The following is a 26,493-nucleotide window of genomic DNA, read 5'->3' on the forward strand; positions in this document are numbered from 1 at the left end:
TAATTATTAACAAAATAGAAGGCCTAACCCAGCAATCTATTTCAGGGAGATGTGGGCTCTTTTACGGTAGTTGCTAAATCGATATTTGGGTCAGTAATACGCGCAAAAATAAGCCCGAGCTTATCAAGTGGAAATCGGTTGCTGAGTTGTTGATAAGAACCTGGGATCAACTGCTGATCTTTTTGCTGTGCAACCACAAATGAGAATACATAATAACCTTCAAGGCCCATTCTTAAATCACTCATAATGACTTGCTCATCTTGTTGATACACCCCATAAAGGCCTTTAGTAAATGCTTGCAGTAGCTTGATCTGCCTTGCATCATCAAGCTTTGCTAGTAGCGTATTTTCGCTAGGGTAAAATTGCACATCAACGTTGTCTGCGTCATCAAACACAGAGGCATAAATCTCATAATGCCCAAACTCGGTAACGGCCACAGCCCGCCACAACAAGGTATTAAATGGCGTTGGTGTACTTTCAAAGTGCTTAAATATGATATTTTGGGTATTTAGTGCCTGATGAATTTTATCTTCGATATGCCATTTAGCCGCCAACCCCCAAGCTAAATAAAGCGAACTGACGATTAACGCAGCAGTATTTATACGCTGTGCGTAAGGCCGCATCCGCGCCAAGCAAAGCGCTATACAAGAGAGTAACAATGGCAAAGTATACGCAGGATCAATAATAAATATGCTCGATATACCAAAGGGGTAAGTCGTCAGTGGCCACAGCAATTGTGTTCCATAAACGGTAAAACTATCAAGCAATGAGTGAGTACTTAAAATTAAAAATAGAGCGACAGACCAGCGCCTCAGCGTTACACCTTTGGCCCAGTTCATTTTAAGTAAAAGCCATGCAAACAAGGGGCTTACTAACAGCTGTATAAGCAAAGAATGACTAAAACTGCGGTGATAGACAAAGTTTTCGACATTACCACCAAAATTAATGAGCACATCTAAATCAGGTAACGTGCCAAACGCCGCCCCAACTAATAACGACTTACGGCCCAGCTTATTACCTAATACTGTATAAGCAACTGCACTACCAAGCACAACCTGTGTGAGTGAATCCAATGAAAGCCTCTTTTCAAAATCAATTAAAGCATAGACTTATATTGTACTGTTGTAGGTCTTGTGTCGATCTCAATGAGTGATTAGTTTTCTGGAGAAGCTATAAGTTATGTGGATCCGCAAAAGAAAAATCCACCCCAGCTTATCAGCTAGATTTTTAAAACCGCCAATCCAATTACGATTGTATTTTAGTAAAGAGTCAAGCCTGACGTCATGAATTCGAAGATTGTCTATAATCCTATTTCTATAAAAATCAATAAAATAGGTAAAGCGACTGCGCTATACCTATTTATTTAAAAACAAGTATGACTTAGCTGCAACTTTTAACAAATGTCCATGAACTATCACTACCAGGCAGGCTATTTGTATACCAGTTCGCCTTATAAACATTGCCCTGATACTGAATTTGGTCGCCAGCTTCGTTATGTGTGTAAGGGCCTGCAGGATAATGCTTTCTAACCCAATTTGGATACGTTTTTACCTCAGTACAACTTGTTCCTGTTGTAACAGCACAACCCGAGGAATCGACATCAGTACCTTCTGGTGTATTGGGGCATTGATCTTGTACGTCAATTGCGCCATCGCCATCTGAGTCTGTAGCCGCACACCCAATAGAATCTACGGGTGTATTCGGCAGTGTGTTAGGGCATTGATCTTGTGAATCAATTACACCATCTTCATCTGAGTCAAGCGGTGCATTATTCATATCCCAATTTAGTAGAATATCTTTTATCTTCTGCTCCGATGCACTTAGTGAATCCCAGCTACCACCAGGAAGAAAGGTTGATGCACCTTCATCTTTGTCATTTAAGGCCCAATTAGCGTGGCTAATAGTATTTGATTTAAGAAAAGCCATCCACGCGTCAGTTTCGTTGCTATTTACACCACCATTACCATCAGCATTGACTGCGCCCCATTCAGTTGCAAATAAAGCAATCCCATTATTTAAAGCCGTCTGCGCCTTATTTCTAAGTGACTCACCATGCGTACCTGCATAAAAATGTAAGGTATAAGCAATATTGTAGCGATCTATCGGGTCTTGTGAGGCAATATCAACATCTTGTGACCAAGTAGGCGTACCAACAATAATTAAATTATCAGGATCTATAGCTCTGATCTTATCAATAACGGTGTTGGCGTAAGGTTTTATATCGTTAGCCCACGATATCTGTAGTGGCTCGTTATAAATTTCATAAATAACGTTGTCGTAGTCGCCATATTTAGTGGCTGCTCGTTCAAAAAACCGGATCGCCATATCAGTGTCGGTATGCGCTTCGTGACTATGAAAATCAATAATGACATACATATCTTCTGCGATTGCTGCATCAACAACTGTATCAAGACGAGTAATATTACCGTCCCAATCGTCATTCAAACTGCCTGAGGTATTTTGTCCGTGACCGATCGCAGCACGAATGATATTAGCGCCAAATTCCTGTTTCGCATTGGCAACCGTTTGCGCGGTATAAAACTTTTCGCCGCCCCAACCTGTATTACTCCAAAATAAGCTTGAACCAGCAAAGCTCTTTGCCTCATCACCAGCTAATATTTGATTACCACTGACGGTTAACTTTTCAACCGCTGCATAACTTGTAGTGGAACAAGCGAGCAATAATGCCAGTGAAAGGCGCTTGGCTTTATATAGTGTTTTTTTAGGTGTACTTCCAATCGTCATAAAATCGTCCTTAAATTAGGTTACCCATCAGATGTAAACTGATATATCAATAATGTCATTAGCAAAAAACTAACAACACAAAGGTAGTACACTGAAATTATAATACAATAATAAAGAATGATTTATTTTATAAAATAATACTAGCGTAAAAGTAACTAAAAATGACCACTCATAGGCTGTCATCTGCAGGGGGGATACATTCAATAAAAAGCGTGAACGATATACACTTTAGTTGTCGCTAAATACCTTAACCGAAAGCGCTCCATTAATGTTTTAAATATCAATGAGTTGCTCTGTTTACAACATACTTGCCAATTTTCTCTGTATTGCTGTTCAAGGTCAGCGCATTCATATCGTTAATTTGATACGCTTAACCTATAAAACAATAAATTTTATATAGCTTGGTACGCACTCAAAAAATCACTGCCTACCCTTTATAAAAAACTAACTCGCTAATTATGAGAAACAACATGTATAAAACAAATCTCTTGGCTCTTTCTTTAACTATGGTGTCATTGCCAAGTCTGGCTGATGACAATACCGATTTAAAAAATATTATTGACCAACACTGGCAACATGCAAAAAGCGAAAAAGTATTTTTTCGCACCGACCCCGATGGATGGAAACCCAATGGAAAGCTGGCTCGCTGGAGTGAGCAAGCCATAAGTAAGCGCCAAACTTATAACGACCAAGTGCTGCACAAATTAGCTGCCATTAACCCAAAATCACTCAGTAAAGAACAACTGATGAATTATCGGCTTTTTAAATACGAGCGCGAAACAGAGCAACAAAGTTACCAGTCACTTGATAAGTACTTTCCTATTAACTTTTTAAGCGGCTGGCATACATATTTTGCCGAGGCCCCTGCTAATATGGCGTTTTTAACTACCACCGATTACGACAATTTTTTGGTTAGTTTGAGCGACTACCCACGCTTTAACCAAGAAAACATCAACCTCATGAAAGAAGGCATACAACAAGGCTACACACACTATTGCGAGAGCTTTAAAAATTATCATAAAAGCATCAGTAAACATATCGAAAAAGAGCCACAAAACATTGCCTTGTATGAACCGTTTACACGTATGCCCAACACCTTTAGCCAACAACAAAAAGCAGCCTATCAAGAAAAAGCGAAAGCCCTAATTAGCAATAAAGTGGTTCCTGCTTATCAGCATTTTTATGATTTTTTTGTTAATGATTACATGCCAAATTGCAGAACAAATCCCGGTATTTCAAGCGTTAAAGACGGGCTTGAATACTACCAGTATGCAGTAAATTACTACACCACCACACAAGCTACACCAAAAGAAATTCATGAGCTTGGTCTACAAGAAGTGGCGCGTATTAAAGCTGAAATGCAGGCTATTATTGATTCACTAAACTTTAAGGGTTCGTATGCTGATTTTCTGCAGTTTCTAGCAACTGCTCCACAGTTTTATGCAAAAGACAAACAAGATTTATTAGAAAAAGCCGCTTTCATTACACAAAAAATGTATGGCAAGTTGCCGACCTATTTTGGTCATTTACCACGTAATACGTTTGCTATTAAAGACTCTGCCAGTCGCGGCGCTTTTTATATGCCACCAGCAGATAACCGCTCTGCTGGCACTTACTTTTTAGCTTCAACCCCTTCGTTGCAACCTTTATATAATTTAGAAGCCTTGAGCCTACACGAAGCTATTCCAGGGCATCACTTACAAAATGCAATTGCAATGGAACTGGATGTGCCACCATTTCGGCGTACCTTAAGCCATTCAGCATTTGGTGAAGGTTGGGGTCTTTACGCAGAGCGTTTAGGTAAAGAAGCCGGCTTTTATCAAGATCCATACAGTGATTTTGGCAGATTAGGATATGAAATGTGGCGTGCAGTTAGGTTGGTTGTTGATACCGGCATTCATGCATTCGGCTGGAGTCGAGAGCGCGCAATTAACTACCTGAGCGAACATACTGCATTGCCACAAAGTGCCGTAGAAGATCAAATAGATCGTTATATCTCTTGGCCCGCACAAGCGCTTTCTTACAAAATGGGCGAGCTAAAAATACGTGAACTACGTGCAAAAGCTGAAAAAGAACTTGGCGCTGATTTTGACATTCGCAGCTTTCACGACACAGTTATAGGCCAAGGATCGCTGCCAATTGCAGTACTTGAAGAAGTAATAAATGACTGGATAACGCAACAGCAAAAATAACACCCATTACATTAAATTAATAAGCTATTGCTGAGCTGATATTAGTTAAACAATAGCTTATTATAATCTGCAAGTGTGCTTGCTAGCTCCCCCATGCACAGTTCTAATTTATGCATCCATATAGTTGTATATGGGTTTAGTAAGTTATTGCTTTTATAAAGTTAATCAAAAACATAACACGGCCTGTATGTATGGTGTCTATTTATGGCATTACGGTTTAAAATCATCCACCCGATTACAATTGTATTTGCTTAATTCAGTAAAGAGTCAGCCCAATTTTGCTATCACTGTTGCTGCATTTTAGGTGCTGCATGAGTCATGAAACGCCTTGCTTAACCTTCCTATTAAATGCCATCTTTAATTGCAACCAAGGCCTCCGACGCATTATGACAACGATTTTTTTAAGTAAATCACAACAAGTCGCTCTGCAACAAGCACTTATCAGTAGTAAGCTGCTAAATAGTGATACTGCAAATAGTGATAACCCACCATCTCTTGAGCAACAAGCGTATAGTCATATCGCCGTCACGCTTTACCGCTTTAATTTACAAAAAATAAAATGGCCCTCTTTTTTAAAAACAGCAATAACCACGGCAACCGACAAATGCCCATGGTTAGTCAACGAACTTGTCAGATGCCAACAAGACTTCCAAGCCCAACCTAATGACGCTGTAATGAGTGAACAAAGTGCATTTATTAATGGTATTTTTAGCGAAGAACTCGCTTATATTGACGACCTAATAGGTACGGAGGTGCAGGCTGAATAAAGTTTCTATATCAATACAGAAAAATACATATTTTAATTTCTATATTGCCACCTATTACCAAAATAACTAACAATTACTTTTACTCCCGAGATAAGTTATGATTATTTAATATCTAAACTATTTTTCTGTGAAATTAAAAACAGCCTTTTTATTTTTATTAATGAGTATCTATATGTCATTTTTTAAAACGTTTATTCCTGACTTGGATGAACTGGATTTAAATACACAAAAATTAAACAAGTCATTAAAAGATAAGATAAACCGTCAATGGAAAGACGTCTTTGATCAAACAACGCTTTTACAACTTTATTCATCACTAATTAAAGAATTAAGATTATTTCGTGAAGGTCAAAGCCAACCTGCGAAATTATATTATTTTTTACAGCTATTTAGTTCATCAGATTATAAAGTTATTTTTGACAAAAAATCTCATCATGCTTTACTTACGCACACAGAGTTATTAGAGAGTGAAATAGAGCAGCTGTTACTTGAGACCAACACTCAACTGATCCAAAACCCAACACCTGCAGAGGACGGTGATTTAAGGAAGATGGTGAGTGATTTAATTTCTTTATATTTTTGTCATCCTTCTTATCACAGTGAAGGATATGACGACTTAAAGCGTATTGGTGGCAACTTAGCATTTAAGTTTTTACGCACTTATCCTTACCAAGATACCAGTAACCTTCTAATCAGTTTATTACCATCAGCTTCAGACCCATTAGAGCAATATACACAATTAATTAATGACATTGTATGTAGCGAACAAAACGATGAAAATCGTGATTTACTACTCTATATTTTAGTTAGCGAAATGATTGGTTTTTATACCGAAAAAAGCGACTTGTTATACAAAAAATCAAAAGAGGTCTTAAAGATACTTTCAACTCATATTCCACATTGGAGTGAGGAGCAGCTTGATTACTTTATAACTCAAGGCATATTAAATGGCTATGGTATTTATCCAACTCCAAAAACTAAGATTGCCGAAATAAAGGGTTATATAAAAAAATTAAATGAAGGTAACTACAATGCTCAGGTTATCAAAAAACGAGTTAAAGAATATAACCAAGAAATAGCAAATATTGAAAATGACCCTATTGCCTTTATAAATGCGGGCTATAACAAGGCTGCTAAAATTTTAATGGTAAAAAATAATACCATTACATTTTTAGAGAATCTTTCAAAACTTACTCCAGACAGTAAAACAAAAGTACATCTTGATCAACTTATCGCACAGACTTTAGCCCTTAAACCCCCCCCCAAAGTATTTCCTATTAATAAAACGCCTAAGATCAAATTCAGCGACCTGCATTTTAAGTTACTTGTTATCGAAGAGCTGATGTATAACAAAAATTTATTAACCCCTAAGTTTGACCTTACCCAGTTTATAGCCCAATACCACCTGCGAGAAATTGATAAAGAGCAAGAAGGGTATGAAGTTATACCAGAGGCACTGGCTTATTTTAAAGGGCTTGATATCTCTGAGGAATTGTTAGCGAAAGTCACTTCGTTGACACAAGATTGCGGTGTCGATGGCGGCGCAGATGTTTATGCTCAGATATGGCCATTTTGGGATCCAGGCTGTGGAGATGAGGTGTTAAAGGTAAGCAATAAAGCAGCAAAAGACTTGCCACTGCTGCCTAACTTACAACAAGTCATCGGTTTAGAGCACAGTAATCCATCAAAAAAATTAATTAGCAGTTTTAAAGAACGCCAGATCCAATTAACTGAACAGGATGTTTAACTATTAATAATGCTATTGATCACAGTAAATCGATAATTATATTTTTAGACATCAAATACAAAAGGCTTAGAAGTCATTCTAAGCCTTTTAATTATAGATTTATTTTACCTAACCCCAGATTTACCACCGGAACATCCTGATGACTACAAAACCCTAGACGGTAATGATAACTGTATTCGTGATGATTATGAGCGCTATGTATATGAAAAATTTGATTCACCTCAGCTCATCACCTTTAGTTTAGGCGCAGCTTCAACATTACAACTCGTTATTGATATTGAACAAGGGCGTATACCAAGCTTAGATATTGAGACCGGTAAGCAAATTATTTTAGATATGATTAACATCAGTTACTGTGTTCGATATTTACAAAATTCACACCTAATTTTAGAGAACCTTAAATTTTATACAATAGAAAAAGCTTACGCAAACCGAAAAAGCCAAAATAAAATTAGTGACTATATTGCTTGGGATGACGGTTTTCATCGCAGTGCTGATAGAGACTGTAACATCTTTAAGGAGTAAGAAATTCATAGGGTCAGGCTAAAGCTGACCCTATGAATTATCACTATAAAATCTTATTGGGTTGAGGCAAACTTTAACATTCTTGTTTGATCTGTTAATTCAATATTAATGAGCTCAAATGGGGCTTTAGCTGTTTTAGCGACAGAAAACGGCATCATGAAGTTACTATAGTTATCTATCTGCTTAGCAACTTCTACCGTAGCCAATTTTACCCGTTCTCCTTTACTCCCCTTTCCGGTCAGTGTCGCGCGAATAGCGAAGCGTCCAGCGTCGGTCACTTGCACCGGAACCTGTGCTTGATACTGGCTGTTCCCTAAATATGCAATTTTGGCAGTATCCATAGTAATGGTTTGCGCACTGTGTACAAAAGGCATTTTTATAGAGCGCTTTACAATTTGCCCATTTATTTTCGTTTTAACATTTGCCTCGAGTTCATAATACCCTTTCGCTGCACCAATGGTTTCAAGCGGATAAGCAAATACCGCCTCGCCGTTTTCATAACCTACAGCAAGTTGCTCGCCATCAGGAGCAAATAACGTTAGTTGCACATCGTTATCTTTAAAGCGCTTTTGCCCCATACTAAGCTGCATGGCCAAACGTTGTTGGTGCTGTTTTAATTTAAACTGGCTTTTGGCATGTAGCGCATTGCGCGAGCCTTTTTCAATAACGTGCACTAAATAGGTGTCATTGTCATTGAGGGCCTGGCTTGTTTTTAACATAGCCTTGCCGTTGACTTGGCCTAACTTAAGCCCAATGCTACCATCACTAAATCCAGCATTTTGCATTTGCTCACGTGCCACTATCGCTTGGATTGGCAACTGCCGCGAATTCGCATCGCGCACCGATAACTCATCTAATTGTAAATCATGAGGCTTAAACACTTCACCGCTATCAAAGCGCGCTTTCGGCGCGATACGAATAAAGTTATCAGCTTGATTAACAAATACTGGCACGCCGCGTTTTAACTCTTTTCCTGAAACATGCTGCCAATACTCAACGCTGTCTTTTTCAAGTGTTTGTAGTTGCGAAACAGGCGCAGACTGCACTTGTGGAAATTGGTATACCGTTTGCTCATTCGCATTCGCCGCTGTGCTTACAAGCATCATAGCAACACATAGTTTGGTTAACTTTTTGATCATTGTCTGGCTCCTAAATTCGATTTTTAAGCATGTCTGATAAGCCAAAGCAATTGCGGCGACTTTGCTGGTGACTTAAAGGTTCACTGCCTTGGGTGCGTGATTTATCTGTAAACCACACTACCCCCGCTAACGACTGAGAGCTGCAATTTAAGAAGCCATCTGAACAGCTGTCTAACCAATTTTGCGTAACTTCAAGTGCCACTTGGTTTTGATATCCGCCGCAATAGCTATCGCTGTCCCAAACGGCTGATTCAACGTCACTACCTACAACGGTTTCAAAGCGAGAGGGTAAACTTGGCCGATTAGGTGTGCCGTTAAGCCACTGTGCGTTATACGACGCCATCCAAGATACTTGCTGTTGTTTCACTGCATCGTTGCCATAACCGAGCAGCCAGCCCAAACTTTGCTCAAAAGAGTTACCAGCAACGACCGCATCAGCAAGCGGCGTACCGCCACTCGAAGGTGCCAGTGCAATTGTGCGCGTCACTTTATTAATGATATTAGGAAAACGGCTATCCCATGTCGGGTTAGACAAAATCCAACGCACAACATTGCCGCCGTTAGAATGAGTAATGAGTGTTAACTCAGTAATATTTTTATTGCTAATAAATGTGGTGAGTTGCTCGGCTAAGCAACCAACAGCGCCGTCAGCCCACATGTATTGCTCAAAATCACAATTAATAACCGTGTAGTTATTGGTGTTAGGTAGACCTTGGCGCACCGTATCAACAAAGCTGCCCGTCCAATAATCATTATATGCATCACTTTGCTGGCCAGTGCCATGTACAAATGCGACTCCTTGCGCAGCAAAAGCGCCTTGACTCAAGCCCGCCGCCAGCGCTAAAGCCGGCATCAATAAGCGTGTTTTTATTTTCATGCGTGTTCCTGTTCTTTGTGTTTATATCTATCAGATTAGAGGTGTGACCTCCGATCAGAAAATAGACCAAAAAGGAACGAACGCAAGAAAACACATACATAAAATTAACTTTTGTTTACTTTTTCACTACAAACTATTGGTTTTGTGGTCAAATTAAAATGAAAGAGTCGCGATGGTGACCTTCTCAACAAAGCCACACACAGAAAGATAAAACAATAATGAAGATATAAGCTGGCTACCTTTTAGGAGAAGATCACAACAAAGAGGCAGAAAGAAAATTACAGCACGTTCATTTTTTATTCATAAATGTAATTGAGTTTGTAGAGCGCATGTGTGATATTGGATTATACAAAGAAATAAGTAATACAATAGCTTGAACAGTTAGTAGTATTTAAATTAATAGATAAGCCAAGATAAAAAAGTTGGCTCTATTTGTAATAATTAAAAAGGCATAGATATGGATTTTGATACACAACTCGTAAGTAAAATTCTTGACCCCATCCATGGAATAATAAGATTAACTGATTTGGAGGTTAAGTGTATAGACCATCCTTTATTTCAACGATTGCGGACTATTAAACAAAATACGTTTTTATATAAAGTATTCCCTTCGGCTATGCATACACGGTTTGAACACTCTCTAGGTGTTATGAGTTTATCTTATGAGATACTTAAACATTTACAGCTAAACTCTTACCGCTTTGCTAAAAAGAACAAAAATCAATGTTTATTCACATCTATGGGAAAGCTGTCCAATATTAACATTCAGGAATTAAGACTAGCTGCATTATTCCATGATATTGGTCATGGACCAATGTCACATCAATTTGATTCATTTCTACCTTCAAAAACATACCTAAAAAAGCATATAGGTTCAAAGTTCCCTGACTTATTTAACATGATCAAAGGAGAAAAGATTGAGCATGAACATATTTCACTAATTTTTGTAAGGGCTATTTATGATAGTCTCAACACTGAAGATAAAGAAAAAATTGATATCAATAATGTAATGAAAATCATTGAAAGCAATTATTCAAATAAGTCTATATTCACAAAGATTGATAATAAAGTCATAGATATCTTACCGATGTTAACATCAATTATTTCTTCATGTCCTATCGATGCTGATAGAATGGATTATTTACAAAGAGATGGGTATTTTTCTGGCGTTAAGTGTGGTGTTTACGACTACAATAGATTATTTATGTCCATTGTACCAGTTGAAGATAATAATAAATTATATTTAGCATATACAGAGAGTTGTATAGATTCAATTGCTGAATTCATTAATGCTAGGGCAAATCTATTCAGTCAGGTTTATTATCACAAAACAAATAGGGCTTTCTCATCAATGATGGGAGCTATCTGCAATATCGCATCTAGTGGCAATGAACAAAATATTTTTTGTTTCAATGAATCAGCTAATGCTGATGAAGAAGATAAAATTTCTCTTATTCAAAAATTTTATTTGAAAAACTCTGATAGCTACTTTTTAAATGAACAATTAAAAACACTCCTAGCTAAAAGTGAGAAGCCTGAGATCGGCCTCCAAATTTTAAATGATTTAAATAGTAGAAAACCATGGGTAAAAAAATACGAAGCTAAAGTTTTCCCTCCAAACAAATCAATCACAGATAACATAGATAAGGAGTTTCGCGAAAATATAGAGAATAAAATCTCAGAAATAATTTGTAATGTTGTTAGTAATGAGTATTTCACTGTAGATGTAATGACAGACAATGCATTTAAAGATATCGATAAAACTGAAATAAAGTTATTAGCTAAGACTTTTTCTGGTGATTATAATTTAAAAAGATTCGATGAATGTGGCGATAAGTTAAACAGATATCAATCAATAAAGTATTTTATTCGTGTTTTTATTGCTCCTGAATTTTCAGCATGTCTAACTGATAATGTTTTGGAAAAAATTGAAAATTGTAAGAATGAATTACTAAAATTGTAATTACTAATATCTGAACTAATAAGGAGGTTACAGTTGAGTAAAATATTTTGCATAAGTGCTGGTCAGCTTATAACGAAAAAAACGGACCATATTATTCATAGAAAAAATAGATATTTAAACTATGGATTGCTATCTTTAGCTACTGTTTTAAAAAACAATGGATTTGAGTCAATACAAATACAAGGTGGATTTGATGATCCAAATGATACTTTTAACACTTCAGTATCAGTGGGGTTATTAGCTTCTGAGTACCCTATTTTAATCTCAATACCTAGCTTTTATGCTGTTAGTTGGGTGAATAGTTTTATTAATTTAGTAAAAAAGGCTTTACCTCAAAAAAAATAATTATTGGTGGTCGATGGGTAATAGATGATGAAGTCACTTTAATGAAAGAGCTTATACCACTTGCTGATATTATTTTTCCTGGTACAGCTGAAGAACATATTTTAAAGCTTATTACAAATAACCCATTAAAGTCGTTGAAAGAAAATGTTATTAATCAATTAGATTACTCCCTACTACACGAACGTCATTTGTATCAGCCAAATTTAGAGGTTTCAAGAGGATGTGGTATGGGTTGCAATTTTTGTCAAGAAAAAGACGAAAGACTAACAAACCTAAAATCCCCTAAACTAATAGTAGCTGAATCGCATAGAACCATTTTGTTTGATAACCTAACTCCTATGAACCTGTATTTTGAAGCATCTCTATTTGCTTCGAAAGAAGAGTGGATTGACGAATTAATAAAACACCGCCAGCAAACCAAGCAAAGCTTTAAGTGGAGAACAGAGGCTCGTGTTGATAGCATCAAAGTATCTCATCTCAAAAAACTAAAGTCAGCAGGTTTAGAGGTCATAGATTTAGGTTTAGAAAGTGCGAATTTCAACCAGCTTATAAATATGAACAAGACAAAAAGACCTGAGAAATACCTCTCGCAAGCATCAAGGGTAATTGAAGAAGCATATAGAAATAATATTAAAGTAAAAGTTAATATCTTATTGTTTGCAGGTGAAAACAAAGAATCGATTACTTCAACTATAGATTGGCTTGATAAGCATAAAGATGCAATTACTGGTGTCTCTGTAGGCCCTGTAATAGTATTCGGTTGGCAAACTAAGATAAAAGCATATCTTAATGCGTTAAGTGTTTTGGGAGCTTCTGTTAGTCACCAACCAATAACTGGAATTACTCATTTAGATTTAAGCTCGACCATTGACTATAAATCATCTATTGATATTTCAAAATATATTGGTCAAAGATATACAACATCTGAAGATTACTTTTATTTAAAATCATTTTCTTATTTTGCAAGAGACTACACATTTGAACAATTCAACTCAGATTGCAAAGGAATTGAAGATCAACTAAATTTCAGACTAGTTTAAATTGCCATTTTATCTAATTCAATATTTAGAAATAAAGAGGACTTGACCTTATAATTTTTCATTACTATATTCAGACCTAACATTTAATCCCCCGTCATCACGCCCTAAAAATAAGCAATTGATGAGTAATATCGCGCATGGAGGCGCGATAAGGTGAAACTAAGCCATGGATGGCCCCTCTTTGGCTGAGGTCGCCAGCGCGACAAAACCTGAATAAGGTTTTTTAAAACAGCTAGCGAGTTAGAAAACTTCAAGTTAGCGAGCAATAACCAAAGATTACACTCGCGCCAGCAAGCTTAACGCCTACGGTGGTTAACTCTATCATTAGTGTTAAATCATTCGTGGCTGAAGCCATCCCCTACAGAGAGTCCGGAGAGGGGTCGGCGGCAGCCGTCCCTTGGTTGCCGCCAGCAAGCTAAACCTTGAATAAGGTTTTTAATGTAGGTCGCGGATTTATCCCGACAAAAGTTAAATACAGAGTTAACGAGTTTAATAAAATACGATTAACCATACCTATACAACTTTTCAGGCTAAAGCCCGACCTACGGCTAAATAAGCTTTTTAAGATAAATTAAAAGCTATATTTTAAGCTCAGCTTATAATTTACCGGCTCACCGGGTTGAGTCCAAATTGCAGAGTAAGAGTTTGAGTAATATTCTTTATCCAGAACGTTATTTACATTTAACTGTACACTCACATCATCATTAACGTTGTAAGTTGCAAACAGATTCACCAGCGTATACGAAGGTAAGTAATACGTAGGATCAATGGTTTCACCTAAACGCTCACCTTCATATTGAACAGCTATACCAATGCTCGCATTTAAATTGAATAAGTCATTTAAATCTCGCTTAAGGCGCGCATTTGCACTGTGCTTAGGAATGCCTAGTAATGGGCTACCTTTTGGCAGCTTTACCCACCAATCTGTATTAACGGTGTCGTTTGCCGTTTTGGCATCAGTATAGGTATATGCAAAATCAAACGAAGTAGTGTCAGTAATATTACCATGTAAATCAAACTCAACCCCTTCGCTAGTTACTTCACCTAACGCAGTCGACACACCCGCTTGCAGATCTGTAGTTAGCATATTGCTTTTTTCGGCGCTAAATACGGTAAAGCTACCATTTAGGGTATCGGTGCTAAATTTAATACCCGCCTCAATAGAGGTTGTTGATTCCGGCTTAAATGCATCACCATTTATGTCGTAACCGCTGTTTGGCCTAAAACCTTCAGAGTAGCTGGTGTAATATTGTATATCGTCTGAGTAGGCGTACACTAAACCAACCCGTGGACTAAATGTACTTTGGTCACTCTTAGACTGACTTTGATTGATATGATTATCTATTTGCTGATCAAACCAATCATAACGGCCACCCACTTGCACTTTCCATTGCTCAGTGATGTCGATTTGATCTTGAATATAAACCCCGTAACTGTGCTGTACTTCAGTGCTGTTATATAAAAGTGAGCCTTCGGGTGCTGTTTGCCCATACACAGGGTTATACATATTGATTGCATAGCGCGTATCTTCAAGCGTAGGGCGATATCTGTACCAGAGTTTGTCAAAATCAAACTTGCTGGCGTCGGCACCTATTAATAAATGGTGGGTAAACCCAGCTGCTGTTACGCTGCCACTAAGCTCGGTACGCGCAGAAATATTTTTAGTTTGAAAATCGCGCTCGTTATGTTGTCTACTTAAAGTTTCGCCATCAGTAAAGTAAACCTGCCGCCCTGGTGCCAGTTCTGCATCGCTCGATTCGCTTATAAATTTAGAATCGCTATAGCTAAACCCATTTAAAAGCGACCATTGCCCTATTTGGTGCTCGAAGGTCAGTTGATGAGAAATCGCATCAACCTCTGTTGGTTTATCACTTGGTTCACCTAAAAAAGTATCAATGGGTAATGCATCTACCTTTCCGTCTACGGCAACAATACCACGGTCAAACGTCACACTTTGGTCGACATACTCAAGTTCATAATTTAACTTTGTTGTGTCGGAAATTAACCATAATATTGAAGGCGTTATCACCGTTTTTTTATTTTCGTGGTAGTCTCTAAAGCTTTCACTTTCTTCAATCGCGCCGTTTACTCTAAAGGCGAGTTGTTCGGTAATTGCATTAGTGTAGTCGCCTTCACCGCGATAACTTTGCCAACTACCTGCGCTGACTTTTACAGAGCCTTGTTCTTCAAATTGTGGCTTTTTAGTAATAATGTTAATAGTACCACCAGGCTCAGAGCGGCCATAAAGTGCAGAGCCTGGGCCTTTCATCACTTCTACATAATCAATATTACTGGTATCACGGGTGCCGCTAAAACTTCGACCCGATGAAAAGCCATTAATTAAAAAGCCTGAAGGAATATTCTCATCACCTACTAAACCACGTATTGCAAAGCTTTCCCACAATCCACCAAAATCATTTTGTTCAGAGATACTCGGTGTTAAGTCGAATATATCGGTGAGTGTGGTCACCCCGGCATCATCAAGGTTTTCTGCAGATATAAATTCAATACTTTGTGGTTGTTCACTTAAAGGCACATCGCCGCGAAAAGCTTGCCTAACGCCCGAAACAGCTATTTTCTCAATGCTTGATGACGCCGTAGTTGCGTATACTGAAGGTGATAAAATTGCACTTATCGCAATTGAAAGCGCTGATATTTGGATTCGTTTAATTGTATTCATTCTATCTCTTAGATATAGCACAGCTTAATCAATTAAGTTTGCACTCAAAAAAATTTTAAATGTAACCTACTAGGCAATCAGTTGAAGATGTAGGCAATAATAGTTATCATTTAGAATTCCATACAAACAAGGCAAAAAACGCTACCCTACTTGCAATAAATATTACAAAGTTATTAAAATATAATTTAAAGAAAAACGAAAATACTAACTTCAGCCAAATTATGGAATAAAATAAATTATATGAATATTTCAGGCAAAACAGAATTAATGTTAAGTATTGAGAATTTGGACCTAGACAAAATTAAGCAGTTCATATACTCCGAATATAAAAGTCTTGCTATAGATGATGAAATGTTTAAAAAAGACAGTAACGGGCGTTCTGCTATATATTATGCTGCTATGCGAGGAGATGAAGATATCATTTGGTTTTTATTATCACTTCTACCCGGAACCGGTATTTTTTGTAAACGTGGGCAACTATTAGAATCAAAAGATAACCAAGGATTGACCCCAGAGGAGTTTGCTCAAGTAAATGGAAACGATAAAATATATAAGTTACTTTGTTCTGAAAGAATGAGGATCGAGTTTTTCGAATAAATTTCAGACACGCGTTATCAAAATGCCTTGGCGACTAACTCTTTGTTACTTACTTAGATGATGAGATAAACACCTCAAGTGTAAACGGCACCATAATACGCCAATATTGATTTAACAATTCAATATAGCCACAAGAGGTGTTCAAATGAAAGTATATCTAATTGCTGTTAAGTATCTCACATTAGTCAAACCATGATATTGATATAGACCCACTACGCAACATCTAACAGGAGTACACTTTGATTTTTGCCATTGACTGCCAATATTACGACGACACAGCTATTGCTGCCGGTATCTTATTTAAAAATTGGTCCGACGAACAGATAACAGCAAAACAAGTCAATACTATTAATGACATTGCGCCTTATGAACCGGGGCAGTTTTATAAACGAGAATTACCTTGTATTTTGTCCGTACTAAAATCTCTAGATACTCAACCAGATATAATCATAGTTGATGGCTATGTCACTTTAAGTAGTGCACAAAAGCCAGGTCTGGGCATGCACCTTTATGAGGCACTTGAACAACAGATTCCCATTATTGGCGTAGCCAAAAGATCATTTGTCGATACACCAAAAGAAGCTGGAATTTTGCGAGGAAAAAGTGAAAATCCTCTTTATATAAGCAGTGTGGGAATTGATCTTGAACAAGCAAAAGAACACATACTGCACATGCATGGTAAAAATCGCCACCCAACCTTATTAAAATACGTTGACCAGCTAGCTAGAGGCATTGTTACCTAAAACGAATAGCAAAGGTGTGGATGTAAAAACTGTGTAAATACCCGTTAGATATAGGGAACTAATTGTTCCTTAAATTCTATTATAGTAAGGATCAGATCCTGAGAGAGCCATACAGTTTTGATCTAAGCGACAAGCACTCACGGCAAACCTTATTTAATTGCTGAAGTGCTTTTGAAAAGATTCTCAGTTTTATATTATAGCCAAATTTTTCGAATTATTGCGCCCCCAGACTAAAGCTAGACAGCACGTTTCTATTCTTTAACGCAATCAATAACGTGACATTCAGGTGGCCTTTTTCATAGCAACGACAATGAGGTAAATAATAGCCATGACTGCGAAGCACCTTTAGTATATTTCAAGCTTACGCTGCTGAGAATAACATTCCTCGAAGGTTGTTTTTCTTTCTTTGTTTACGTTTTGATTTAAAAAAGCTGCACACAATAATTGATTCTAAGCGACCTAACTTATTTGATGCATCTTTAGACTTGAGACAAAGCTATATACGAATCATTTTTTTAGATAGACTACCAAGCATCTTTACAAGGAGGAAAATATAGATGCAGTTTATAGACCCTTTTCCAGTCAAATGCGAGTTTTGTCAACACTTAGCTTATTATCCGTTAACCCCGCTTAAGGCTGAAAAAGCAGCGTGTACAGCTTGCAAAAAAGTTTTACGCCAGACACCTCGTGATCTTCGTAGATCCAGCCGTAAACATGGAATTGAAATTTGGCCTACAGCTCTTATATTTGAAGTTATGCTGCAGTTCGATATTGACTATGATTTGGTTAGCGACGATGAGCTTAATGAGGAAACAACCCTATCAACATTTATTGAACTAATGCAAAGAGCTGATCCAAGTATTTCCGCGCGTGACCTACTTACTTTTGATATGTTAGACACTGCTCGCTCTACCTGTGATGAAGAACAATTACTAACGCTAAAGCTGAAGGAGCTGTCTTTACTGTCTCATCCTAAAGAGCCGTTACCAGACAACAATTCTCTTGCAGATCCAAATGTCAAAGGCATTGAGAAAAGTGAACTGCAAACGATGTATAAACAGCGTCGAAAAGCACGACAAACCCAAGAAAAACTTACCCCGCGTCCTTCAGCTGAAGAATCCACCGTTGAAGTTAAGGCCCCTAATGCTAATAAATACTCTAACTTTTGGCAAAAACAAAGCGAAGAAAACCACGCGGATATAGATAAGCCATTAACCAATGACGAAATTCAAAATACTTTGAATAATTTGGGATATACGCTACCCACACTCTATATACAGTTAATAAAAATACAAAATGGCGGCTATCCACAAAACACTCTGATTCAACTCGATCAAGAAAAACGAACAAACTATAGTATCAGCGAGTTTATCAAGCTAGGCTCTATAGCTGGAGAAAGTGAATATATGAGAAACGAATGGGGTTATCCTTATATCGGGCTATATATTTGTAACTGCCCTTCTGCAGGACACCAGCTGGTTGCCTTAGATTACACAGAGTGCGGCCCTATGGGTGAGCCCACAGTGGTACATGTTGATCAAGAAAATGACTTTAAAATAACCATACTTGCTACAAATTTTGAGCTGTTTATTAGTAAACTACAATATGATGAAGATTAACCTCATGAAATGTGTCATTGCTTTAGAAGACTCTGTAACACTTTTTATATAACTAGCTTTTTAAATACAGCATGATCATTTTTTAAATATATTCTTAACTGCTCAAGCTTTTTAGGCTGAGACACTATCAGCTCGCGGTGTGTGGTTTGGTACAGTTTATATTATGGAATTTACCTTTTGAGTTAATCTAGAACAAGCAAATTTAATGCAATTCGCGCTACTTTAGCGCTCTCTACATTGCTCAGCATTAATTAACTCAATAAGTAATTGACTATAAGATCTAGGGCTTTAACGTATAAAGTCAAGATTTTATCACTTTGGTTCTGTTACTAGTACGGGTTGACATGTTGTAATAAAAGCCACACGTTAAGTGGCTTTTATTACTATGCTAGCGCTACAAGTCTATTGTCCAGTCTAGTTGGCACCATGGGTGTTCATCATCAGCTAAAATTGACATTAACTCTTCAATATCACGTTTGATCTCTAGTTTTACTTCAAAGGATCTAGGATAACGATCGGAGAAATCCTCCTCTTTAGTTAATTTAACGCCCACCCAAGTTAAGCGCCCTAATATGTGACTCATGGCAAACTCTTGCCAATCAGTAAATAATTGTTGTGCAATTTTACCCAGCACTAGCAAATAATACCAAGTTTCTTGTTCTGTAATTAAACCCGTAGTATATGCACACCGGCATAGAAAGGCAGAACGACCCACATCAAAACCTTTAATCCCACAGTCAGATAATGAAACATTATGTTTTTCAGCCCATTCACTAACCATATATTCATTACTGTTTTTATCGTTGTTTCGATTTAAAAAAAAGTGTTCAATATATAAATCATGACGAACACTTTGAATTAAACTGTTCATAAACTGATCACTTCGGGCTGTATCCGTAAAAACATTCAACGTTTCAACTAAGTCAGCTTTGCTATGTATATCATAACTATTTTTTAATACCTTTACATTACCGTTGATAATGGCTTGTAATGGGTATGTCTCGCTTTTATGTAATAAACAATCTAGAGCATAGCCATTTTGCATCGATAAGTAGCCAGATAAACTGATTAACCATTGCTTTTGCTCATCAGTTAACGATTGGCTTTGCAGCATTAAGTCTTCTTGTTTATTATGCATCAACTTTCTCCTTTGTCTCTTGCAATTGCTGGCATAAGGTCGTGCGCTGCGGTGCATAAGGTAGCCCTTGTTCGATAAGCTCTTCACAGCACTTAATAGCTGAATTTAAAGAATGAACGGCGTATGGGTGAGTGTTATATTCGTGTGCTGCTTGTTGAAATGCAGCTAAAGCAGTATCGTATTGATTTAACTCTAAAAGTGCACATCCTTTAAAATAATATGCTTGTGGCGCTGCACGTAAACCTTTAATCGCTATATCAGCTAACATAATGCAGGTGTCAAAGTCTTGTTGGCCAAATGCGGCCTCTAAAAACCTTAAACAATCACGTGGGTTGTAAAGCATAAATTGTTTATTTACTTTTACATAATGTAGTGCACACAACTGAAAATCATCAACAACACTTGTATCCGTATAAGCGATCAATTCGGGATCACGAACATTTAGTATCGCCAGTGCAAAAATTTGCAGTGATTCAGTATGCCATACAGATTCTAATGAGCGTCTAACTGAATCTTGCTCACTGGTAAGCTCAAGTATTGCCATTTCTTGCTCTGTATAACAACGCGGTTTTGTTGAACCAGGGAAGAAATCAATTTTATAAAAATCGCTAGGAATAGCGATATTCTTTTGTAATGTATAGGCGAATAATTCAAACGTAATTAAATCGTAGCAATACCTTGATAAATCAACAATTAAGGGCCACAACCACAGCTGACGTTCATCATATAAATCAATAAATAACAAGAACTCAGAGTAGGCTTCTTCAAAACGGCTTAATTTACATAAGCAAAGAGCTTGCAAGTAGTTGGCATGCACTATAAAAATATTCTTATATTGCTCAGTGATGGAGAGTGCATCATGATAACGACCATTTTCATATAATAAGGTCGCAATTTTTATAGCGTTTTTAGCTTCATCAGCTCTCAACTCTCGAATATATCCGCGTCTTGCTGTAATTAATGCAACCTCACGTCCCATATCGGCAACAGCGTATGTTTCTGCGTCTAAATAAAGATAGGCTTTTTCAAAGTTATTGAGCTTTAAGTAACATAAACCAATGCTTTTAAACATCACCTTGGTGCAGAAATCACGACAATTATGCTCCTGCTGTATATACAGCTTAAGTGCAAGCTCATAATTTTTTAATTTATACTCCGCATGTGCTTGGTAATCTAAAAGGTCCTTTTCGGTATCTGGAATTGCTAAAGGTGTGAGAATACGTTTAATGGCGCTATAGGCATTAAGCGTCCATAAATACTTAACTATATAATCATAAAGGGGAAAGTCAGTTTTAAACTCAGGTTCAATTTGTTCGGCAATATTTTCTAAATCTTCTGAAGTCAATGTACCGTATAAACATCTATCTTCAATATAGTTACGTATTTCAAGATGGCGTTGAAGATTTTTAAAATCAACATGTTCTGAAATACCTACCACTAAGCCGTCATTTATTCTTTTTGGTAATGTTTTTATGTAACGCGATAGAGCAATCGCAATTTGACGCGTAGTATCATCGCCACTGATAGATAAGCCACCAGAAATACTTAGACTGTCATCTAAAAATGTCCATATATTTTCAGGTAAAAAGTGGTGATTAGAAAAAAAGTCGAGTAAGTTCGCAGTCAACGCATTACTTTGATTAACATCCCAAAATATCGGGGCCGCGAACAACATTTTCCATTGTTCTAAACTGTACCTAACTAAAATATCACTATAAAGCTGTGTTAAGGCAAGGTTGAGTTGGGATATTGTTTTAATAGTTGAAAATTCAACGGGTTCGTCATCATCAGTATAGTGATTTGAGCTAGGTGCTGGCTCAGAAAAAACTTCATCCTGCCTATCTTCAATATTAGTATCTAGTTGCGGCTGAAACTCTTTAAGTGGTGCATCGTGCCAACTAGCTGAATTATCATTTGCATCATCATCACTTTTTGAGATTTCTTCCAGTGCCTGATCATACGCTTTACGTAACGCTTTAAACTCTTCAGGAAATTCGGCTGGCGGAGTTTGTTTTAGTAACTGCGTATAAGCTAATTTTATAGCCCGCTTATCTTTAGTTGGTTCAATACCTAATAGTATCCAATGGTACATTTAGTTTACTCTTATGTTGTGGGCACAAATAATAGAGTGCATGTTAATAAGAAATATTCAAAAACATTTTTATACGCTCTTTGGCAGCGTCAATTTTATGATTGTCATGGGTTTCTAACGCACGCTCAAAAAGCCCAATTGTTTCACCAACCTTCCTGCGTTTATCACCTAGGCTCTCTTGAAACATGCGATCGAGCTTTGCTTTAAAAGCGGTATTGGCAAGTTTGTTTTTTGGCAATATTTTTAAAGCTTGAAGTCTTGAAAATTGCTCTTGCAATTGATTTTGGTCAAGCTCTTTCACGTTCTCACCAACATAAGTACGATAGGTTTTTTCAGAATCCTTGTTTTTAACTTCCACTTCAATAACACCATTGAGGTCATAAGTGTAAGTTATATAAAAAGACTGAATTTTGTTCAAAGGTTCAAGTGTAATGTCTAATGCACCCATTAATACATTATCTTTAGGTAGGTAATTTTCACCTTGATAAATGTTAATCAAAACACTTTCTTGACTTGGATGTCTGGAAAATAAAGAGCGCGTTTCACTGACTGGGATCGTAGAGTTACGCTCTATAATTGGTAAAAACTCAGGTTGGTTATGCTCGTTAGATATCTCAACGCCCAGTGTAAATGGGCAAACATCAGTCATTATTACATCTTTGAGCTGAATATTACGCTCGTTCATACTTGCTTGAATGGCAGCCCCAATAGCAATAGCATGATCTGGGTTGTATTGGATTTGTGTAATACGCGAAAATACATGATTAATTTGTTGGCGAAAAATAGGCATGCGAGTCGCACCGCCGACAAAGATAAGGCCCGCAATATCATCCGTCGATAATTTTGCATCAGACATCGCTCTATGAATAGGAAACTTAATGCGCTCAATTAAATCATGACAAATATGGCCGAAATCGTCTTCACTCAGGGTATAAGTTAAAACATCGCCTTTGTATTCAAAATCAAAACTGGCAGAATCGTCGATGGTTAGCTGACATTTTAATTGATCACATAAAGACCATATATTTCTTCGCTCACTTTTGGTTAGATGGTACGGTTGGATATCATTTTTGCCAAATACATCGTCGACAATAGCTTGGGTAAAGTCATTACCACCGAGGTAATTATCGCCTCCAGAGGCATGAATCTCAAAAATGTCATTAAACACTTCAATAACTGACACATCAAATGTTCCACCACCGAGATCAAGCACTAAATAAGTGTTATCTGAATCTTTATTATCTAATCCATATGCAAGGGCTGCGGCGGTTGGCTCGTTAATTAAGCGCTCAACCGTTAAACCAGCAAGTGAAGCCGCCTGCTGTGTAGCTTGCCGTTGTTTATTATTAAAGTAGGCAGGTACTGAGATAACAGCTTCAGTAATGGGTTGTTGTAAATATGCTTGGGTTTGCTCTTTAAGGTGCTTAAGTAAAATAGCCGACAGCTCTATTGGGGTATAAGATTGTTCTTCTAATTGATAGACTTTATCTGTGCCCATAAAACGTTTAAATTCAGACACCGTCAACTCAGGGTGAGTCGCTAAACGATCCCGAGCAGCTTGACCTACCAATACATAGTCATCTGAAAAACTCACAATAGAAGGCACTAGAACATTGCCCTCAGAGTCAGCGATAAGTTTAACACCACTATCTTGCCATACAGCAACAACACTGTGTGTCGTTCCCAGATCAATCCCTATCTTCATATTACTCCCCCGTTCATCGGAACATTCTTAAATCGTTTTATATATATTAAAACCACTATTTAAAAAATCACTTATTATACTAACATTGATTGTTATATGTAAAATCCATCAAAATAAGAAAGTGCAATAAAAAAGCCTATTTTTTCACTGCGTGTAATTCAGGCCAAAAAGATGTTCACTATAAAATTTAACCCCTATTAAACAAGGAGATAAAAACAAAACTATAACATATAAAATGATTAATCTAAGAAATTAAAGATAACAAGAGATCCATTAACTAATTAAAACGAGCTTAAATATATTAAAATTTCAATGTTAATTAATTGTAAATTTTAAGCTTGTTAAAATTAATACTGAGTTAATCTTGCCGTGATATACTAAGTTTATTTTTTACTTTATTAATAAGATTCTCATGCAAAATATCTGTGCGTATAACGATACTTTAAAAACCAAAAAATGGCATGACTTTCATTTTCCAGCAATAGAAATCACCAATTTGCCGTCTTTTTCACAAGATGAAAGCTACATCTTTAGTGACTTACTTCATCAAGCAGTAAAAGATCGAACAGGCCAAAATGTTCTCAAGCTTTTCTTAATAACACCTGATACTCAATCGAGCGATCACTTTTATATGCTTGCCTACTTACAAGATGAGACTATTTTTACCGCCGAAGTGCTCAACACCCCGCTATTTTCACAATGGTTAACAACAATTGATAGAGAAAGAAGAAAAGGCGTAGAACCTAAATCTAAGCTGTATGATCTTGCCAGTAATAGTCTATCTAGTCGCCCAATATCAAGAGCGTTTGCTGAGCAAATATTCACACATACCGGTGAGTTTATTGATGAAAATATTCCTAATGCATTTAAAGCAGAAGAATTAGCGCAACAAAAAATAGATTACATCACCCCATTTATTAACCTCGATGCCTACGAGAACTTTTCTTTAGTAAAACAAAATTTAACTCTATTAGTTGAGTCTGAGGGATTAAAAATAATAGAGCCCATTGATAACGAAGCGATTTATCAACAATTTAAAATGCAAGCTGGTTTTGAGTTTCCCACTATTTTAAAAGACTTTTTAACACTGCATAACGGCATTGAAAAAACAGGCTTTATGAATGCACAGAGCATACTAAAAGAATGGAGTGACTGGCAAATACCATATCAAAAATGGACGCAAGAGGACTTGCTCGATACTTACAGCAGTAACGATGGCACAGTACTGCCTTTATATTGCACCCCCTATTGGATCCCCTTTTTCGACCAAGGTTGTGGTAATTTTTATGCCATAGATCTTGCACCAAACAGTAAAGGAAAACCTGGGCAGGTAATTAGTTTTGGCGCAGACCAAGAAAGCGGCTATCTACAAGCGCATAGCTTAGCAGAACTCATTGCTGGTTTTATGCATAACGAAGATTAACAGCAACTTTTAACGACGTATCTTGGCCCATCGTTTAGTTGTAATGATGGGCTTTTTTATAAACTAAAACCTTTTACGTTGAAATAAAATCGTCTTGAAAGCTTAAGCTTTGTTGAACGACTTTACCGTTTGCTTGCATGTCGTCTTGAATATACTTTAACAGTCCATTCACGCAGATTGGCATTTCCCACGCGCTGGCACCACGCTCCATTTCAGAGAACTTTAATTCAGGCCTTAAATTGGCTGTTCCAGGTAAGAACACATTAGCAATTTTTTTATTGTACTTATGTGCAAATGCGACAGTGTGAGCACTGCCACTTTTAATTTCCCACTCGATAGGTAGCAGCGTATTACAAAGCGCAGCCTGTATTCGATTTCGTCTAACAAAGTTTTCGGCACTGTATAATTGTTCAGGTAGGTATTCTGTTACTACTGTGCCACCACGATTTAATATTTGCGCTTTAAGTGTGTTAGAGCCTTTAGGAAACTCAACGTATATACCATTACCAAGAACCGCAACGGTGGGAATGTTATATTTTATCGATTCTGTATGTGCTATTTGATCGATACCCAAAGCTAAGCCACTGACTGTAACAAGCCCTTTATTTGCCAATGCTGCGATGACTGTTTTGGCTAAAATTACACCATCTGTTGATGGCTTACGAGTACCTATCACTGATACGGATTTTTTATGTAAGTTTTCAATTGGACCCTGAACAAAAATCCAATGAGGTGCATCATCAATTTTCTTCAACTCTTGAGGAAAAAGCTCCTGCTCTTTGAACAAAAGTCTTACATTATCAGCATGAAGAGAACGTGCGCGCGCTAAGCCAATTGACCAAAGTTGTTGTTGATATGCCTGCCATTCAATATCATCAGGTAATGACACATTCAGGTGTTTAGAAATTTCATCAGCATTACTCGCTTTAAGTAAATTTTTAAAGCCTAAGCCTGACTCTGCTATTTTGTGTAATACCCAATACCCAACGCCGCTTAATGAAGTCAACGCGAGAAAAGCCACAGTTTCATTGCGCCAATAGTCTTTTTGCTGTTCTTTACTCAACGCCAAATTCCATACAACTGTTTAATTTAAAACGCGCTGATTTTTACAGTATTATCAATCAAAGGCAAGGTAAACCAACTGCCTCGGTTGGCA

Annotated in this window: 19 protein-coding genes and 1 pseudogene; 10 read left to right on the forward strand and 10 right to left on the reverse strand. The window is 37.2% G+C overall.

Going from position 1 to position 26,493, the window contains the following annotated elements:
* Positions 1-41 precede the first annotated feature (41 nt).
* Positions 42-1,073: a metal-dependent hydrolase gene (locus PSR9079_RS18370; RefSeq protein ID WP_149982752.1), complete on the reverse strand. Its 1,032-nt coding sequence runs from the start codon at positions 1,071-1,073 to the stop codon at positions 42-44.
* Positions 1,074-1,380: 307 nt separating this feature from the next.
* On the reverse strand, positions 1,381-2,745 hold the full coding sequence (locus tag PSR9079_RS18375; protein ID WP_149982753.1) for a cellulase family glycosylhydrolase: 1,365 nt from the start codon (positions 2,743-2,745) through the stop codon (positions 1,381-1,383).
* A gap of 470 nt (positions 2,746-3,215) precedes the next feature.
* Between PSR9079_RS18375 and PSR9079_RS18380 the strand changes: the two genes are divergently transcribed.
* The 3 genes from PSR9079_RS18380 to PSR9079_RS18390 all read left to right on the forward strand — a co-directional run bounded on the left by PSR9079_RS18380 (position 3,216) and on the right by PSR9079_RS18390 (position 7,451).
* Positions 3,216-4,937 carry a DUF885 domain-containing protein gene (locus tag PSR9079_RS18380; protein WP_149982754.1) on the forward strand — a complete coding sequence of 574 codons (1,722 nt, stop codon included), beginning with the start codon at positions 3,216-3,218 and terminating at the stop codon, positions 4,935-4,937.
* Positions 4,938-5,323: 386 nt separating this feature from the next.
* Entirely contained in the window at positions 5,324-5,704 is a 381-nt protein-coding gene (locus PSR9079_RS18385) for a hypothetical protein (RefSeq protein ID WP_149982755.1), read from the forward strand.
* Positions 5,705-5,876: 172 nt separating this feature from the next.
* A complete protein-coding gene (locus tag PSR9079_RS18390) occupies positions 5,877-7,451 on the forward strand; it encodes a DUF6892 domain-containing protein (RefSeq protein WP_149982756.1) in 1,575 nt (524 codons plus the stop codon).
* Between the two features lie 578 nt (positions 7,452-8,029).
* On the opposite strand, the gene PSR9079_RS18400 is transcribed toward PSR9079_RS18390, so the two are convergent.
* Entirely contained in the window at positions 8,030-9,115 is a 1,086-nt protein-coding gene (locus PSR9079_RS18400; protein ID WP_149982757.1) for a DUF4785 domain-containing protein, read from the reverse strand.
* Positions 9,116-9,125: 10 nt separating this feature from the next.
* Complete coding sequence (locus PSR9079_RS18405; protein ID WP_149982758.1) at positions 9,126-9,992, reverse strand: lipase family protein; 867 nt, start codon at positions 9,990-9,992, stop codon at positions 9,126-9,128.
* Positions 9,993-10,449: 457 nt separating this feature from the next.
* Here PSR9079_RS18405 and PSR9079_RS18410 point away from each other — a divergent pair, with 457 nt between their 5' ends.
* Genes PSR9079_RS18410 through PSR9079_RS18420 form a run of 3 tightly spaced genes read left to right on the forward strand, consistent with a single transcriptional unit; the run spans position 10,450 to position 13,340 of the window.
* Positions 10,450-11,955 (forward strand): HD domain-containing protein, encoded by a 1,506-nt coding sequence (locus PSR9079_RS18410; RefSeq protein ID WP_149982759.1) that lies wholly within the window; start codon positions 10,450-10,452, stop codon positions 11,953-11,955.
* Positions 11,956-11,988: 33 nt separating this feature from the next.
* Positions 11,989-12,300, forward strand: a complete 312-nt coding sequence (locus PSR9079_RS18415) for a hypothetical protein (protein ID WP_149982760.1) — start codon at positions 11,989-11,991, stop codon at positions 12,298-12,300.
* Between the two features lie 41 nt (positions 12,301-12,341).
* Positions 12,342-13,340 carry a radical SAM protein gene (locus PSR9079_RS18420; RefSeq protein ID WP_149982761.1) on the forward strand — a complete coding sequence of 333 codons (999 nt, stop codon included), beginning with the start codon at positions 12,342-12,344 and terminating at the stop codon, positions 13,338-13,340.
* 571 nt (positions 13,341-13,911) lie between these two features.
* Here the strand turns inward: PSR9079_RS18420 and PSR9079_RS18425 are convergent.
* Positions 13,912-16,020, reverse strand: a complete 2,109-nt coding sequence (locus PSR9079_RS18425; protein WP_149982762.1) for a TonB-dependent siderophore receptor — start codon at positions 16,018-16,020, stop codon at positions 13,912-13,914.
* Positions 16,021-16,260: 240 nt separating this feature from the next.
* On the opposite strand from PSR9079_RS18425, the gene PSR9079_RS18430 reads away from it, so the two are divergent.
* Together PSR9079_RS18430 and PSR9079_RS18435 are read left to right on the forward strand one after the other, a co-directional pair.
* Positions 16,261-16,617, forward strand: a complete 357-nt coding sequence (locus tag PSR9079_RS18430; protein ID WP_149982763.1) for an ankyrin repeat domain-containing protein — start codon at positions 16,261-16,263, stop codon at positions 16,615-16,617.
* Between the two features lie 239 nt (positions 16,618-16,856).
* Positions 16,857-17,360, forward strand: coding sequence for an endonuclease V (locus PSR9079_RS18435; protein WP_149982764.1), 504 nt, complete (start codon positions 16,857-16,859; stop codon positions 17,358-17,360).
* 91 nt (positions 17,361-17,451) lie between these two features.
* Here the strand turns inward: PSR9079_RS18435 and PSR9079_RS18440 are convergent.
* A pseudogene (locus tag PSR9079_RS18440) lies at positions 17,452-17,787 on the reverse strand (hypothetical protein); the annotation flags it as partial.
* A gap of 130 nt (positions 17,788-17,917) precedes the next feature.
* Between PSR9079_RS18440 and PSR9079_RS18445 the strand changes: the two are divergent.
* Positions 17,918-18,979: an SMI1/KNR4 family protein gene (locus PSR9079_RS18445; RefSeq protein WP_149982765.1), complete on the forward strand. Its 1,062-nt coding sequence runs from the start codon at positions 17,918-17,920 to the stop codon at positions 18,977-18,979.
* Between the two features lie 394 nt (positions 18,980-19,373).
* Here the strand turns inward: PSR9079_RS18445 and PSR9079_RS18450 are convergent, their stop codons facing one another.
* From PSR9079_RS18450 to PSR9079_RS18460, 3 genes are read right to left on the reverse strand one after another with little or no spacing between them, the layout of a single operon-like run.
* A complete protein-coding gene (locus PSR9079_RS18450) occupies positions 19,374-20,117 on the reverse strand; it encodes a DUF1266 domain-containing protein (protein ID WP_179959218.1) in 744 nt (247 codons plus the stop codon).
* Complete coding sequence (locus PSR9079_RS18455) at positions 20,110-22,209, reverse strand: tetratricopeptide repeat protein (protein WP_149982767.1); 2,100 nt, start codon at positions 22,207-22,209, stop codon at positions 20,110-20,112. Before PSR9079_RS18455 ends, PSR9079_RS18450 begins: the two co-directional genes overlap by 8 nt.
* A 43-nt stretch (positions 22,210-22,252) precedes the next feature.
* Positions 22,253-23,914, reverse strand: coding sequence for an Hsp70 family protein (locus PSR9079_RS18460; protein ID WP_149982768.1), 1,662 nt, complete (start codon positions 23,912-23,914; stop codon positions 22,253-22,255).
* 412 nt (positions 23,915-24,326) lie between these two features.
* On the opposite strand from PSR9079_RS18460, the gene PSR9079_RS18465 reads away from it, so the two are divergent.
* Positions 24,327-25,337 (forward strand): SMI1/KNR4 family protein, encoded by a 1,011-nt coding sequence (locus tag PSR9079_RS18465; protein ID WP_149982769.1) that lies wholly within the window; start codon positions 24,327-24,329, stop codon positions 25,335-25,337.
* A 73-nt stretch (positions 25,338-25,410) separates the two neighbouring features.
* On the opposite strand, the gene PSR9079_RS18470 is transcribed toward PSR9079_RS18465, so the two are convergent.
* Positions 25,411-26,400: a DNA-processing protein DprA gene (locus PSR9079_RS18470; RefSeq protein WP_218939789.1), complete on the reverse strand. Its 990-nt coding sequence runs from the start codon at positions 26,398-26,400 to the stop codon at positions 25,411-25,413.
* Positions 26,401-26,493: the final 93 nt, after the last annotated feature.

Source organism: Pseudoalteromonas rhizosphaerae (assembly GCF_902498845.1).
GTDB lineage: Bacteria > Pseudomonadota > Gammaproteobacteria > Enterobacterales > Alteromonadaceae > Pseudoalteromonas > Pseudoalteromonas rhizosphaerae.